Origin of the sequence: Amycolatopsis ponsaeliensis, assembly GCF_030182635.1 — a bacterium.
GTDB lineage: Bacteria > Actinomycetota > Actinomycetes > Mycobacteriales > Pseudonocardiaceae > Amycolatopsis > Amycolatopsis ponsaeliensis.
In genome coordinates this window covers 80500-94333 of record NZ_JAPZLD010000009.1, presented here as the reverse complement: position 1 = coordinate 94333, position 13834 = coordinate 80500, and the positions used below count along the sequence as shown (strand labels likewise).

Annotated in this window: 15 protein-coding genes; 8 read left to right on the top strand and 7 right to left on the bottom strand. The window is 72.5% G+C overall.

Features of this window, described 5'->3' with window-relative positions; genetic code table 11:
* Positions 1 to 4 precede the first annotated feature (4 nt).
* The 4 genes from QQ657_RS15570 (at position 5) to QQ657_RS15555 (ending at position 3736) form a co-directional block, all read left to right on the top strand.
* Entirely contained in the window at positions 5 to 256 is a 252-nt protein-coding gene (locus QQ657_RS15570; RefSeq protein WP_284742848.1) for a hypothetical protein, read from the top strand.
* A 100-nt stretch (positions 257 to 356) separates the two neighbouring features.
* The gene (locus tag QQ657_RS15565) at positions 357 to 1157 is read left to right on the top strand and encodes a DeoR/GlpR family DNA-binding transcription regulator (RefSeq protein ID WP_284742847.1); all 801 of its coding nucleotides are present in this window, start codon (positions 357 to 359) and stop codon (positions 1155 to 1157) included.
* Entirely contained in the window at positions 1154 to 2236 is a 1083-nt protein-coding gene (galT, locus tag QQ657_RS15560) for a galactose-1-phosphate uridylyltransferase (protein WP_284742846.1), read from the top strand. The genes QQ657_RS15565 and galT overlap by 4 nt, the downstream gene beginning before the upstream one ends.
* A gap of 72 nt (positions 2237 to 2308) precedes the next feature.
* Positions 2309 to 3736 (top strand): S1C family serine protease, encoded by a 1428-nt coding sequence (locus tag QQ657_RS15555; RefSeq protein ID WP_284742845.1) that lies wholly within the window; start codon positions 2309 to 2311, stop codon positions 3734 to 3736.
* A gap of 139 nt (positions 3737 to 3875) precedes the next feature.
* On the opposite strand, the gene QQ657_RS15550 is transcribed toward QQ657_RS15555, so the two are convergent.
* The 5 genes from QQ657_RS15550 to QQ657_RS15530 are packed head-to-tail and all read right to left on the bottom strand — an operon-like array spanning position 3876 to position 7525.
* Positions 3876 to 4463: a hypothetical protein gene (locus QQ657_RS15550; RefSeq protein WP_284742844.1), complete on the bottom strand. Its 588-nt coding sequence runs from the start codon at positions 4461 to 4463 to the stop codon at positions 3876 to 3878.
* Complete coding sequence (locus QQ657_RS15545; RefSeq protein WP_284742843.1) at positions 4460 to 5578, bottom strand: molybdopterin-dependent oxidoreductase; 1119 nt, start codon at positions 5576 to 5578, stop codon at positions 4460 to 4462. Before QQ657_RS15545 ends, QQ657_RS15550 begins: the two co-directional genes overlap by 4 nt.
* A complete protein-coding gene (locus tag QQ657_RS15540) occupies positions 5575 to 6204 on the bottom strand; it encodes a class I SAM-dependent methyltransferase (protein ID WP_284742842.1) in 630 nt (209 codons plus the stop codon). The genes QQ657_RS15545 and QQ657_RS15540 overlap by 4 nt, the downstream gene beginning before the upstream one ends.
* A complete protein-coding gene (locus QQ657_RS15535; RefSeq protein WP_284742841.1) occupies positions 6201 to 6884 on the bottom strand; it encodes a TIGR04282 family arsenosugar biosynthesis glycosyltransferase in 684 nt (227 codons plus the stop codon). Before QQ657_RS15535 ends, QQ657_RS15540 begins: the two co-directional genes overlap by 4 nt.
* On the bottom strand, positions 6881 to 7525 hold the full coding sequence (locus QQ657_RS15530; protein ID WP_284743015.1) for a glycosyltransferase family 2 protein: 645 nt from the start codon (positions 7523 to 7525) through the stop codon (positions 6881 to 6883). The genes QQ657_RS15535 and QQ657_RS15530 overlap by 4 nt, the downstream gene beginning before the upstream one ends.
* Before the next feature lie 159 nt (positions 7526 to 7684).
* On the opposite strand from QQ657_RS15530, the gene QQ657_RS15525 reads away from it, so the two are divergent.
* From QQ657_RS15525 to QQ657_RS15515, 3 genes are read left to right on the top strand one after another with little or no spacing between them, the layout of a single operon-like run.
* Positions 7685 to 9112, top strand: a complete 1428-nt coding sequence (locus tag QQ657_RS15525) for a hypothetical protein (protein WP_284742840.1) — start codon at positions 7685 to 7687, stop codon at positions 9110 to 9112.
* A 10-nt stretch (positions 9113 to 9122) separates the two neighbouring features.
* Positions 9123 to 9824 carry a response regulator transcription factor gene (locus QQ657_RS15520; RefSeq protein WP_284742839.1) on the top strand — a complete coding sequence of 234 codons (702 nt, stop codon included), beginning with the start codon at positions 9123 to 9125 and terminating at the stop codon, positions 9822 to 9824.
* A complete protein-coding gene (locus tag QQ657_RS15515; RefSeq protein WP_284742838.1) occupies positions 9821 to 10870 on the top strand; it encodes a sensor histidine kinase in 1050 nt (349 codons plus the stop codon). The genes QQ657_RS15520 and QQ657_RS15515 overlap by 4 nt, the downstream gene beginning before the upstream one ends.
* Here QQ657_RS15515 and QQ657_RS15510 read toward each other — a convergent pair.
* Entirely contained in the window at positions 10867 to 11838 is a 972-nt protein-coding gene (locus QQ657_RS15510; RefSeq protein WP_284742837.1) for a helix-turn-helix transcriptional regulator, read from the bottom strand. The genes QQ657_RS15515 and QQ657_RS15510 overlap by 4 nt on opposite strands.
* Positions 11839 to 11901: 63 nt before the next feature.
* On the opposite strand from QQ657_RS15510, the gene QQ657_RS15505 reads away from it, so the two are divergent.
* A complete protein-coding gene (locus tag QQ657_RS15505) occupies positions 11902 to 12687 on the top strand; it encodes a nuclear transport factor 2 family protein (RefSeq protein ID WP_284742836.1) in 786 nt (261 codons plus the stop codon).
* Between the two features lie 2 nt (positions 12688 to 12689).
* Here the strand turns inward: QQ657_RS15505 and QQ657_RS15500 are convergent, their stop codons facing one another.
* On the bottom strand, positions 12690 to 13745 hold the full coding sequence (locus tag QQ657_RS15500; RefSeq protein WP_284742835.1) for an NAD-dependent epimerase/dehydratase family protein: 1056 nt from the start codon (positions 13743 to 13745) through the stop codon (positions 12690 to 12692).
* Positions 13746 to 13834 lie beyond the last annotated feature (89 nt).

Genomic DNA, 13834 nt, shown 5'->3' with positions numbered 1-13834 from the left:
GCGCATGTCGCGTCGTGAGCCGGTCCGCCGTTGCGTGGTCGCGCTCGGGGGGCCGCTCGTCGCGCTGGCCGTGTTCACCACCGTGCTCGAGCCGGGGGAGAGTTCCTTCCTCGTGTTCTCCGCCGTGGTCGCCGGCTGCTACGCGCTCGCGGCGCTCGTCACCGCGGATGGATTGCCGCTCGCGTGGCGGGTTGCGCTCGGATCGCCCGCAGTGGTGTTGTTCGCCTGGGGCGTGGTTCTGCCGATCGCGCTGTGACCTGCTCTTTCGAAAGTTCACCCACGTCGCCCCTGCGGATACCGTGTTGAATCGTGTAGGATTTTGTGTGGTTGGGGTGTGACGGGGACGGAGTTGAGCGGTGCTGGCGCGTCAGCGACAGGCGGTGATCCTGGAAGAGGCACGCCGGACCGGAGCGGTCCGGGTCAGTGACCTCGTGACCAGGCTGGGTGTCTCCGACATGACGGTGCGCCGCGATCTGGACGTCCTTGCCGGGCGCGGGCTCGTCGAGAAGGTCTACGGCGGCGCCACGTCGATCGTCGGCAAGAGCACCGATGAACCCGGCTTCGAGGCCAAATCCGTGCGCCAGCGTGCGCAGAAGGACGCCATCGCGGAGCTCGCCGCGACACTCGTGCGGCCCGGCACCGCGATCGGCATCTCCGCCGGCACCACCACGTGGACGCTCGCCCGTGCGCTCGACGCCATCCCGGGGCTCACCATCGTGACCAACTCGATCCAGGTCGCCGACGTGCTCCGCGGGTCGACGCAGCCGGACCGCACCGTCGTGCTCACCGGCGGGGTGCGGACGCCGTCGGACGCGCTGGTCGGGCCGGTCGCCGTGCACAGCCTGCGGTCGCTGCACCTCGACGTCGTCTTCCTCGGCGTGCACGGGATGGCCGACGGGCCGGGCTTCACGACGCCGAACCTCACCGAGAGCGAGACCGACCGCGCGCTGGTCGAGGCCGGGCGCAAGCTCGTCGTGCTCGCCGACCACACCAAGTGGGGCACCGTCGGGATCTCCACGATCGCCGACCTGGACGAGGCCGACGTCGTCGTCACCGATGACGGGATTTCCGACGAGGCCAAGGAAATACTCGCCGAAAGGGCAACGGAACTCATGATCGCCGAAACGGCGGAGACAGTCGAGGCCGAAGAAGCGTGAAGCGCACCGTACGCCACCTGGCCGACGGCCGGGAGATCATCTACTTCGACCAGCCCGGCGCGCCCGACCGCGTCGCCGAGGACACCCGCGACCTGCCGCCGGTCGCGGCCGCGTCGGAGATCCGGCTGGACCCGCTGACCAACGAGTGGGTCGCGATGGCCGCCCACCGGCAGACGCGGACCTACAAGCCGCCGGCCGACCTGTGCCCGCTGTGCCCGAGCAAGCCCGGCAAACCGAGCGAGATCCCCGAAAGCGACTACGACGTCGTCGTCTTCGAGAACCGCTTTCCCTCCTTCGCCGAAGACGTCATCGGCGAGCCGTCCACTGTGGATGGTCTCGGGCTGGTGCCGGTGCGGCCCGGACGCGGGCGCTGCGAGGTCGTCTGCTTCACCAGCGATCATGACGGCGCTTTCTCGCGGCTGAGCGCGAAGCAGGTGCGCGCGGTCGTCGACGCGTGGTCCGACCGCACCGCCGCACTGTCCGAAGTGCCCGGTGTGGAACAGGTCTTCCCGTTCGAGAACCGCGGCGAGGAGATCGGCGTCACACTGTCGCACCCGCACGGGCAGATCTACGGCTACCCGTTCGTCACGCCGAAGACCGAGCGGATGCTCGACGTCGCCCGCGCTTACCAGGCCGAGCACGGCCGCCCGGTGCTCGGCGACGTGCTGGCCGCCGAGCGGAAGTCCGGTGCGCGCGTGGTGGCGTCCGGTGAGCACTGGACGGCGTACGTGCCGCCGGCGGCACGGTGGCCGATCGAGGTGCACGTGGTTCCCCACCGGCAGGTTCCGGACATCCCCGCCCTGACCGACGCCGAGCGCGATGACTTCGCCGACGTCTACCTCGACGTCCTGCGCCGGTGTGACGCGCTGTACGACCGGCCGCTGCCGTACATCGCGGCGTGGCACCAGGCGCCCGTGCGCCGCGACCGCGAGCTCGGCTGGCTCCACCTGGAACTGTTCTCCGTGTTGCGCGCCAAGGACAAGCTGAAGTACCTGGCGGGGTCCGAATCGGGCATGGCGGTGTGGGTCAACGACGCTACGCCGGAGCAGATCGCGGAAAAGCTCCGCGCGGTGGGCTGATCCGGCCATACTCATCTCCGATGCACAGGTTCGGCTCAGGAACCTCTCAGGACCGTCCCGCAAGGTGATGACATGACCGAGAACGACCCCAGCGCGCAGGACCCCGCGGCGCCGCGGCACCCCGAGACCGGCCAGCAGGCCGCTCAGGGCAGCTGGGCGGGGAGCCCGTACGGTGACCAGGCCACCACGCCCGAGTCCGGCGGTACGCCGCAGTACTCGACGCCGGAGCCGTCCTACCACGCGGTGACCGGGGCCGATCCGTCCTACGGGGCGCCGAACCCCTGGTCCGCACAGAGCACCCCGTCGGGCCAGACCCAGCAGAGCGTCTACCCGCCGCCGAACCCCAACCCGTACGCGCAGGCCGGGACGTCCGTCTACGGCGTGCCGCCGGCGCCGCCCGCTCAGCCGAAGCGGTCCGGCGGGAAGCTGCTCGCCGGCGTCGCGCTGGTGGCACTGCTCGTCGGCGGCATCGCGGGCGGGGCGGTCGGGTACCTCACCGGCGGCTCGTCCAACGGCCCGGCGAGCAACGCGCTCGACGCGCCGAAGCCGGCCCAGCAGACCGGCAACGCCCCCGCGGGCTCGGTCGAGGCGGTCGCGCAGAAGCTGTCGCCGAGCGTCGTCGAGCTGCAGGTCAGCGGGCAGCAGGGAGCCGGCGAGGGCTCCGGGTTCGTCATCAGCACCGACGGCTACATCCTGACCAACAACCACGTCGTCGAGGTCGCCACGGGCGGCGGGCAGATCCAGGCCGTGTTCCAGGACGGCAGGAAGGCGGCCGCCAAGGTCGTCGGCCGCGACCCGACCACCGACATCGCGGTCGTCAAGGTCGACGGCGTCAACAATCTGACCCCGGTGGAAATCGGCCGGTCCGACGACCTGAAGGTCGGCCAGTCGGTCGTCGCCATCGGCTCGCCGTTCGAGCTGGCCGGCACGGTCACCTCGGGCATCGTCAGCTCGCTGCACCGGCCGGTGCGCGCGGGTGGCGGCCAGGCGAGCCAGGAGACGGTGATGGACGCCGTCCAGACCGACGCCGCGATCAACCCGGGTAACTCGGGCGGGCCGCTGTCGAACATGGCCGGCCAGGTCATCGGCATCAACTCGGCGATCTACAGCCCGCAGTCGGCCAGCGGCCAGGGCCAGGGCAGTTCCGAGAGCGGCAACGTCGGCATCGGGTTCGCCATCCCGATCGACCAGGCCCGCCGCACGGCGGACACGATCATCAAGACCGGCCAGGCGGTGCAGACCTACATCGGTGCGCAGGTCACGGACGCCCCGCAAGGCGGCGCGAAGCTCGGCGCCATCACCGCCGGCAGCCCGGCGGAGAAGGCCGGCCTCAAGTCCGGCGACATCGTGACGAAGATCGACGACCGGAACATCGACACGTCCGACACGCTGGTCGCCGCGATCCGCACCCGCGCCCCGGACGAGAAGGCGACGTTCACCCTCTCCGACGGCCGCACGGTCGAAGTGACCCTCGGCGGACAGCCCGTCCCGGCCAACTGATCCCTTCCAGACGCTCGGCCGCCTTGGTGCGGCCGAGACCAGCACTGGCTCGACCCCCGCATCTCGGGGCCGGACCCACAAGGCCACGCGCGATCAGGCACTCGATGCCGGTCGCGCGTGGCCGCATTTGTGGCCGGGTTCAGGCACCCGGAGAGTCGGCCGGCGTACTCGGAGGGTCGGTTCGCGTACCTGGAGGGTCGGCCGGCGTGCCTGGAGGGTCGGTTCGTGTGTCCTGAGGGGCATCTCGCGTGATCGAGGGGGCTTCTCGCGTGATTGGAGGGGCATCACGCGTGTCTGGAGGCGCGACACGCGTGATTGAGGGGACGACACGGCGGGCCAGCGGGGTCAAGGCCACCAGGAGCCAGACTGCGGCCAAGGTGAGGGTCAGGCCCAGGGCCGGGTTTCCGTCGTGGAGGCCGGGCATCGGCGGGGTTCCGTACGGGCGCCAGAGGAGCGGGAACGCCAGGATCAGCAGGACTCCGGTGATGACCGTGCCGGTGACCACCGGGACCTTCCACGGACGCGGGAGGACGCGGGCCAGGACGATGCCGAGCACCGCCGTCAGCGGGGCGACGACGCCGTCGTTGATCAGCGGGCCGCCGACGATCCAGCCCACCGTGCCGAACACGTCCGGGCGCAACGGGAACGCGTACTCGACGAACAGCACCACACCCCACGCCAGCGCCGCGAGGCCCGGCAGGGCGAGCAGAGCGCGAGCGGTCTTCACAGCGCCTCCAGCTTCGTGACCCACTTCGTCTGCAGCACCCCGGGCCGGTTCGGGGCGATGATCCGGCACGGGAAGCCGTGGTCGAGGTCGAGCACCTCGCCATTCAGCTCCAGCGCGAGCAGCGTCAGCTCGTCGGCCGTGTGCTCGCCGGGCAGGACGCTGACGCCGTACAGCCCGGAACGCTCCGAAGAGGACACTCGAACGGCTGTCCCCGGTGACACGCCGACGGCTTTCAACAGCGTGGGCAGGGAAATCCCGCGCCAGGTCGCCGACTGGCTCCAGCCCTCGACGCACGCGATCGGCAGCTCGGCGGTCGTCTGCGGCAGCGCGCGCAGCTCGTCGAGCGAGAACTTCGTCGTGCCGCGCGGGGTCACCACCGAGAGCCGCCAGGACGTCGACCACGTGATGCCCGCGGCCGCCGCCGTCCGGTTCACCGGGAGGTCTTGCGTGCCCTTGCTCGTCTTCCAGGCGAGGCCGGAGATCCCGCGCAGGAACGGGACGGTCGCGCCGGCGGTGGCGACGACCGCGACGCCCGTAGCGAGCCCGGTGGTCCGCAGGAACCCGCGCCGGGACAGCCCGGCGGCCGGTGGCTCCTCCTCGGGCTTGCCGCGGCTCAGCGCCCGCCGGATGACCGGCAGCTTCACCGCGACGTGCACCAGGATCGACCCGATCGCCAGCCACGCGACCGCGTAGTGCACCTGGGGGAAGTAGAAGCCCCACGGGTAGTTCTGCGCGACGTTCAGCAGCCCGGTCGTCAGCTCGAAGAACGCCGCACCCGAGAGCACCAGGATCGAGAGGCGCTCCAGGGCGTGCGGCAGCGAACGGACGAGCGGCCGGCCGAACAGCTTCGGGTAGACGCTCCACAGCTTCGCCAGCAGCAGCGGGATCGACGCCACGCCGGAGATCACGTGCAGCCCCTGCGTGACGCGGTAGAGCCCGACCGGGCGGCTGGGCCAGAAGAACCACTCCGGCGGGTGCTGGATCAGGTGGCTGATCAGGCCGGTGACGAAGCACGTCGTGAACGTGACCGCCAGCGCCAGGCCGATCTTCGACGTCACGCGCTCGTCGTGCGCCGGTGCCGTGAAGTGTTCTTCCTTCGGGATCGGCAGCTTCACGACCGCTCCAACCGCGCGAACCAGCGATGACCGTGCCGGGTGGTCCAGCCGACGCGCAGCCCCGCGCGCATGGCCACTTCGGCGATCGCGTCCACACCGACCCACGCCCAGGTGAACCAGGCACTGTCGGCGTGCCCGGGCCGCAGCCGGACGCGCTCGTGCCGCAGCCCGCGCCCCGGCGGTTCCAGCTCGACGAGGACGTCACCGTCGCCGGCGATCAGCTGCGCCGCGCGCCGCAGCAGGCCCACGGGGTCGCCGCCGATGCCGATGTTGCCGTCGGCGAGCAGGGCGTGCCGCCACCGTCCTTCGCCGGGCACGTGGTGGAAGACGTTGCGGTGCAACGCACTCCCGCCGCGACGGCGCGTCAGCCGGACGGCCGTGCGAGAGCTGTCCACGCCCAGCGCGACGACCCCGCGTGCGGCGAGGGCCGCGGTGAGCCGGCCCGGACCGCAGCCGATGTCGAGGGTCGGGCCGGCGCAGGCGTCGAGCAGGACCTCGTCGCCCTCGGACGGCGCCGTCCACCGCTCGACCGGCAGGTCGACCCGCTCGCCGGTGGCCAGTTCGAGCCAGCACCGGTGGCCCAGCAGGCCGCGGTCGAACTCGTTGCCGATGAGTGCCGTCTTCATGCGACCGCCTGCCCCGGGACCGCCGCGACGGCGCGCGCGAACCGGCCGTCCGGGCACGTCGCCGCCACGGCGCGAGCGTCTGTCATTGTGTCCACATCGGACAGTCGCGCGGCTTGCCGCGGTCGCAGCCCGCACGCGGTGAGCGCGCGCAGGGTGCGTTCGCCGGTGTCGTCGCGGGACATCGGGACGTCCGCGAGGGCCTGCGCGTGCCGCGGATCGGCGAGTCCGAGCGCCCACCAGCCGCCGTCCTCGGCCGGGCCGAGGACCGAGTCGTGCCCGCCGTCCACGACCGGCGCGGCCGCACTGGCGAGGGACTCCGGCGTGACCTGCGGGGTGTCCATGCCGATCTGCAGGATCGGAAGGCCCGTGTGCACCGCGGCGGCGTCCGCGTGGGCGTTCGCCAGCCGGGCGCCGAAGTCCCAGCCCCGCTGCGGGATCATGGTCACCCGGCGCAGTGCCGAGCCGATTTCGGTGGCCAGCGCGGCGTCGCCGAGGTCGCCGGTCATCGCGACGACGGGCGCGGCGCCGGGAACCGCGCAGACGGCGTCGAGCGTGTCGAGCAGCGCGGCCGCGGCGATCTGCGCCGCTTGCGCCGGGGTCGCCGGCGGGCAGAGCCGGGTCTTGGCGAGCCCCGGCACGGGGGCCTTGGCCACGACCAGCAGCACGAATCGATTCGTCATCGCGCCAGCACCCGCCCGAAGTCGCGGACCGCGCGCAGCGTGCCCCGCACCGAGCCGGACACCTTCGACTTCGTCCCCTTGGCGCGCTCGCCGTAGCGGACGTCGAACTCGCGCACCCGCCAGCCGGCGCGCTGGGCCTTGATCAGCAGCTCGAGCGGATAGCCGAAAGCCCGGTCCGTGACGCCGAGGCCGAGCAGCGCCCGCCGGTCCGCGGCCCGCAGCGGCGCGATGTCCCGCACCGGCAACCCGCGGCCCCGCAACAGCCGCGCCAGCACGACGTTGCCGGCCCGCGCGTGCCACGGCCACACCCCGGGACCGGTCGGCACCCGCCGTCCGACGGCCAGGTCGGCACCACCTTCGACCGCGGTCACCAGCCGCGGCAGGTCGCCGAGGTCCAGGGACCCGTCGGCGTCGGCGAAGCACACGATGTCCGCGGTGGCGGCCTCCAGCCCCGTGTGCACGGCCGCGCCGTAGCCGCGGCGCGGTTCGTGGATGACCTTCGCGCCCAGCGAGGCCGCCACTTCGGGCGAGCCGTCGGCCGAACCGTTGTCGACCACGATCGCGCGGTAGCCCGGGGGCAGTCCGGCCAGTACTCCGGGCAGGGCGCCCGCTTCATCGAGGCAAGGGAGGACGACGTCCACTCCTGAGTCAGTCACGGCGCCGACCGTAAGTCCGGGATGGACCGGGGAAAACCCTTGCGCTCCTTACTGAATCATGACGTGTGACGAGTTCTTACCGGGTCGTTACGGCTGCCTCCGCGGCCCCGCGGATCCGCGTCCGCGGACTTAGGGTGGACGGCGATGAGCGAGCCGAACCCGGCAGCCCGGCTCGCCGAGCCGCCTGCCCGCGAACCCGAACTCCCGGCACCCGATCGGCCCGGGCGCCGCGCCCACCGGGCCGATCTCCTGGCCGTCGTGGTGGCCGCGGTGCTCGTGGCCGCGGCCGCCGCGGTCGGCACGTACTACAACCGGCCGCACTCCGGCGTCGTCATCTTCGTGTCCTCGCCGCCGTTGTTCGCCGACTGGCTCCCGCACGTCGGCCCCGGCTCGGTGTTCGCCGTGCTGATCGCCGTCGCGGTGGTGCTCCACGGCCCCGCGCTGGCCGCCCGCCTGCCGTGGCGCAAGGCGCTCGGTGTCGGTTACTTGGCTTCCCTGGCCTGGATCTTCTCGCTGGCGATGGTCGACGGCTGGTCCCGCGGGTTCGCCGGCCGGCTGACCATTCCGCAGGAGTACCTCCACGAAGTACCCGGCATCACCGACATCCCGCGGATGCTGCGCGAGTTCTCCTCCCGCATCCTCGACTTCCGGCCGGACTCGTGGACGACGCACGTGTCCGGCCACCCGCCGGGCGCGACGCTCGTGTTCGTCTGGCTGGACCGGATCGGCCTGCACGGCGGCGCGTGGGCCGCGACGGCCGTCGTGCTCGTCGGCAGCCTGGTCGCCGTCGCTGTGCCGGCCACGGTCGCCCTGCTCGGCCGGCCCGACGCGGCTCGCGCGGTGCTGCCCTTCGCCGTCCTGACGCCCGGCGCGGTGTGGATCGGCGTCTCCGCGGACGGCCTGTTCGCCGGGACGACCGCCACCGGGCTGGCGCTGCTCGCGTTGTCCGCCAAGGGGTTCAGCGTGGGCCGCCGGTACGCCGTCCCGGCCGGGCTGGCCGCCGGTGTGCTGCTCGGCTTCGGGATCTTCCTTTCGTACGGGCTGGTGCTGCTCGGCCTGCTCGCGCTCGCCGTGGCCGTCCTCGGCCGGCAGTGGCGGGCCGCCGCCCTGGCCGTCGCGGCGGCGCTGGCCGTCGTCGGCATCTTCGCGTGGGCGGGCTTCTGGTGGCTCGACGGCTACCACCTGGTCGTGGAGCGCTACTACCAGGGCGTCGCGCTCGTCCGGCCCTACTCGTACTGGGTCTGGGCGGATCTGGCGGCGGTGGTCGTCGCGCTCGGCCCCGCGGTGGTGGCCGCCATCCGGCGGGGGCTCGCCGACGCCTTCTTGCCCCGTCCGGGTCGTGGCCTGTTCACCGACCCGGTGCTGCTCCTCGGTGTCGCCGCCCTGCTCACCATCGTGTTCGCCGACGTCTCGGGCCTGTCGAAAGCCGAGACCGAACGGATCTGGCTACCGTTCGGGGTGTGGTTGCTGCCGATGACGGCCCTGCTGCCGCGGCCCGGGCGCCGGTGGTGGCTCGCCGCGCAAGCCGTGACGGCGCTGGCGGTCAACCACCTGCTGCTGACCGGCTGGTGAGGGAGACGTGATGAACGATCAGGCCGGGCGCGTGCTCGTGGTCGACGACGACGAGACGGTCCGCGACGTCGTGCGCCGCTACCTCGAGGTGGCCGGGTTCACCGTCGACCAGGCCGGTGACGGTGCCGAAGGGCTGGCCCAGTTCGCCGCCCACGAGCCGGACCTCGTCGTCCTCGACGTGATGATGCCGGGGATCAACGGCCTCGAGGTGTGCAAGCGGCTGCGCCAGGTCAGCCAGGTGCCGATCGTCATGCTCACCGCCCTCGGCGAGGAGGAGAACCGGATCGCCGGGCTCCAGCTCGGCGCCGACGACTACGTCACGAAACCGTTCAGCCCCAAGGAACTCGCCCTGCGCGTCGCCTCGGTGCTGCGCCGCGCGCGGATGCCGCGTCCGGTGGCGGCCGCCGCCGAACTGTCGGACGGCGACCTGCGCCTGCAGATGACCGCGCGCACCGCGACGCTCGCCGGCCGCGAACTGCCGCTGACCAGCCGGGAGTTCGACCTGCTGGCGTTCTTCCTCGCCCACCCCGGTGTCGCCTACTCGCGCGCGGACCTGCTCGAGAAGGTGTGGGGCTGGGACTTCGGCGACCAGTCCACGGTGACCGTCCACGTGCGACGGTTGCGCGAGAAGATCGAGCGCGACCCGGCCAAGCCGGCCCGGGTGGCGACCGTGTGGGGTGTCGGCTACCGCTACGACCGGGAGCAGCCGTGATCGAACCTGGCGAGTCCTTCGCGGAGACGTTGACGCACCTCTGGCACATCCTGCCGCTGGCGCTGCTCTTCTCCTTGCCGATCGCCGCGCTCGGCGGGGTCGTGCTCTACTTCCTCCGCCGCGGCTCGCTGGCCACCACGCTCACGGTGCTGGTGCTGATCCCGGTGCTCTCGACGCTGGTCGGCGTCCTGGGCGTCAGCGGGTTCATGTTCACCCCGGCGCTGACGACGATGCTGCTGGTCTGCCTGCTCGTCGCGGTGGGCACCGTGCCGGCGGCGATCATCCTCGGCCGGGCGATCGCGCGCCGCAGCGTGTGGGAGCGGGAGGCGCGCAACCGCGAGCGCGCGGCCGAGGCGTCACGGCGCGAGCTGGTCGCGTGGATCAGCCACGACCTGCGCAGCCCCCTGGCGGGCATCCAGGCGATGGCCGAGGCGCTGGCCGACGGCGTGGTGTCCGAACGCGACGAGGTCGCCGACTACGCCCAGCGGATCGGCGGCGAGACCAGGCGCCTGTCCGCGATGGTCGGCGACTTGTTCGAGCTTTCGCGCATCACCGCCGGCGCGCTCGAGCTCACCATGTCCGCGGTGCCGCTGCGGGACGTCGTCAGCGACGCTGTCGCCGCCCAGTCGCCGGTCGCCGAGCGCAAGCGCGTGCGGGTGCTCGCCAACGCGTCGACCTGGCCGGTCGTGACCGGGAGCGACCCGGAACTGGCCCGGATCGTGCGGAACCTGGTGTCCAACGCGATCCGGCACACCCCACCCGACGGGACGGTGGCGGTGCAGATCGGCGTCGACGGCGACGAGGCTCTGCTGGCCGTCGACGACTCCTGCGGCGGTATTCCGGACGACGAAATCAGCCGGGTTTTCGACGTCGCCTTCCGCGGGACGCAGGCCCGGACGCCGGAGCGTGGCGGGACGACCAGTGGCGGTGGGCTCGGGCTGGCCATCACCAAGGGGCTCGTCGAGGCCCACCGCGGGAAGATCGGCGTCCACAACCACGGGCCGGGGTGCCGGTTCGAGGTGCGGTTGCCGCTGGCGATGTCCTAGACGCCGTAGGTGCCGTTCATCGCGCGCAGCGTCCGGATGACCTCCGTGCGGAGCGCCTCCGGTGCGACTACTTCGACGTCGGCGCCGAACTTGAGGAGCTCGGGCACGGCTGCCTCGATCGACTCGATGGGGATCTCGATCTCGGTCCGGCCCGCCGCGTCCGGACCGGCCGTGATCTTCCGGGCGGCGACGGCCGCCGGGTCCAGCAGCTGGGGCAGCCGGTCGAGACCGCGGTGGGTGACCCGGAGGACCGCGGTGTCCCGGTGCCGCCGCCGGTCGAACTGGTCGAGGTAGGTCTCCCAGTGGCCGGCCAGGTCGAACCCTTCGGCGCGGTCGAACGGCTGGAGGAGGACGTCCACGTCGAGGATCCGCGAGATCCGGTAGGTGCGGAACCGTCCCTCGCCGCGAGCCACGAGGTACCAGTTGCCCGCCTTCAGGACCAGCCCGTGCGGCTGCACGGTGCGCGTGATCTCGTGCGGCTCCGCCCAGCGCAGGTAGCGGATCTTCACGGCGTGCTGGTTCCAGGTGGCGTCCGCGATCGGCGCCAGGTGCGGGGTCCGCTCGGTGCCGAGGTACCACGGCGGCAGGTCGAGGTGGAACCGGCCGGCGGCGCGGCCGGCGCGGTCGCGCAGTTCGGCGGGCAGCGCGGCCATGAGCTTGAGCTGCGCGGCGGTGGTCGCGGCGGTCAGGCCCAGCTGGGCGGCCGCCGCCGGGAGCCCGGTCAGGAACAGTGCCTCGGCTTCGCTCGCCGTGAGCCCGGTCAGGCGGGTCCGGTAGCCGTCGACCAGCCGGTAACCACCGTCGTGACCAGGCTCTCCGTACACCGGCAGGCCCGCGGCACCGAGCGAGCCGACGTCCCGGTAGATCGTCCGGACCGACACCTCCAGGGCGTCCGCCAGATCCTGGGCCGTCATCCGGTCCCTGGACTGCAGCAGCAACAGCAGGGACACGAGCCGGGTCGCGCGCATGCTCGCGAGTCTGCCGGGATCCACTGACAGAAGGTGTCAGGGAACCCGCGTTAGCGTCCGGCCATGACGATCACTACCGACACCGGCACCCTGGTCAGCCGCTATGTGTCCGTGTGGAATGAGCCGGATCGGGTGGCCCGCCGCCAGGCCGTCGCCGAGCTGTGGGCCGAGGACGGAGTGGAGTACACGGAAACCGCCGAACATCGAGGGCACGCCGCCCTGCACGCCCGGATCACCGGCGCTCACAACCAGTTCGTGGCGACGGGAGCATTCGTCTTCGTCGCAGCGGACGACGTCGTGGCCCACCACGACGCGGTCACGTTCACCACCCACATGGTTCCCGCGGCGGGTGGCGTGCCGGTGTGGAGCGGCACCGTCTTCGTCGTTCTCGGCCCGGACGGCCGGATCCGGCACGACTACCAGTTCACCGGTGCGGAGGCGGGCACCCGGGCCGTGGTGACCGAGTTCCTCGGCCGGCTGGCCGAGGGGGATCCGGACCGGATCGCCGAACTGTTCGCCGACGGCGTCGACTGGCAGCTCGACTGGCCCGAGGCCGGACACCCCGCGGTGCCGTGGATCCGGCAGCGGTCGACGCGCGCCGACGTCGCCGACCACTTCCGTGCGCTGAACGACTTCCACATCCCGGAGGCGCGGGGTGGGATGACGCCGAGGGTCCTGGTCGACGGCCGGGACGCGGTGGTGCTCGGTGACATCCGTCAGACGGTGGAGGCCACCGGGCGGCCGTACACCGCCCGCTGCGCACTCCACCTGACCGTCGACGGCGGGGTGATTTCTCGCTACCACGTCTACGAAGACAGCCTCACCGTCGCGCAAGCGTTCGCGGGGTGACGTCAGACCGGGGCGCGCAGTTCCGCCGTCGCGAAGTCGGCGATTCCCTCTTCGAAGCCGATCTCCGCGGTGAAGCCCAGCAGTTCGCGGGCGCGGGCCGGGTCGGCGACCACGTGGCGGACGTCGGCCGGGCGGGCGCCGCCGGCCACCTTCGGTGCCGGGCCGGCGCAGGCGCGCGCCAGCTCCTCGGCCAGTTCGCCGACCGTGTGCGGGGTGCCGGAGCAGACGTTGAGCGGCGTCAGGTCGCCCGCCGGGCCGTCTGTCCGGAGAGCCAGGACGTTTGCCCTGGCGACGTCGTGGACGTGCACGAAGTCGCGCTGCTGGCGGCCGTCCTCCAGCACCACCGGTGCTTCGCCGCGCTCCAGGGCCGAGCGGAACAGCGACGCCACCCCCGCGTACGGGGTGTTCTGCGGCATCCGCGGGCCGTAGACGTTGTGGTAGCGCATCGCCCACACGCTGCCGCCCGTCTGCCGCGCCCACGCGCCGGCCAGGTGTTCCTGCGCGAGCTTCGTCGCCGCGTACGTGCTGCGGGGGTTCAGCGGTGCGTCCTCGGGCACCAGCCGCCAGCTCAGCTCGGCGTCGCAAGCCGGGCAGCGCGGCTCGAACCGGCCGGCGTCCACATCGGACGCACGGCGCGGTGACGGCGGGACGACGCCGTGGTCCGGGCACTCGTACCGGCCTTCGCCGTAGACGACCATCGACGACGCCAGCACCAGTTTCCGCACCCCTGCCGCGTGCATCCCGGCGAGCAGGACCGCAGTGCCGTAGTCGTTGTGCAGGGCGTACGACGGCGCGTCCGACGGGTCGACGCCGTGCCCGACCACCGCCGCCTGGTGGCAGACCGCGTCGACGCCGTCCAGCAGTTCGGCGACGAGCTCGGCGTCGGTGACGTCGCCGCGCAGGAACCGGTGCCTGCCGGTGTACGCCGGCGGGGTGCGGGAGCCGTGGGCCGTCGGGAGGAGGTTGTCGAGCACCACGACCTCGTCGCCGCCCTCCGCCAGCAGATCGGCGATATGAGACCCGATGAACCCGGCTCCGCCGGTGACCAGTACGCGCACACCGGCCACGCTAGGGGGCCGCGGACCGGCGTGCCCGGCCGCGCGCGGGCACGTCACGGAATCGTCAGAACTCACCCGGCACCTCCCGG

Bases quoted from the DNA above. Each gene is read 5' to 3' on its own strand.
- QQ657_RS15570 (WP_284742848.1), top strand. From the start codon at position 5: ATGTCGCGTCGTGAGCCGGTCCGCCGTTGCGTGGTCGCGCTCGGGGGG.
- QQ657_RS15555 (WP_284742845.1), top strand. From the start codon at position 2,309: ATGACCGAGAACGACCCCAGCGCGCAGGACCCCGCGGCGCCGCGGCAC.
- QQ657_RS15540 (WP_284742842.1), bottom strand. From the start codon at position 6,204: ATGAAGACGGCACTCATCGGCAACGAGTTCGACCGCGGCCTGCTGGGC.
- QQ657_RS15535 (WP_284742841.1), bottom strand. From the start codon at position 6,884: ATGACGAATCGATTCGTGCTGCTGGTCGTGGCCAAGGCCCCCGTGCCG.
- QQ657_RS15525 (WP_284742840.1), top strand. From the start codon at position 7,685: ATGAGCGAGCCGAACCCGGCAGCCCGGCTCGCCGAGCCGCCTGCCCGC.
- QQ657_RS15520 (WP_284742839.1), top strand. From the start codon at position 9,123: ATGAACGATCAGGCCGGGCGCGTGCTCGTGGTCGACGACGACGAGACG.
- QQ657_RS15510 (WP_284742837.1), bottom strand. From the start codon at position 11,838: ATGCGCGCGACCCGGCTCGTGTCCCTGCTGTTGCTGCTGCAGTCCAGG.
- QQ657_RS15505 (WP_284742836.1), top strand. From the start codon at position 11,902: ATGACGATCACTACCGACACCGGCACCCTGGTCAGCCGCTATGTGTCC.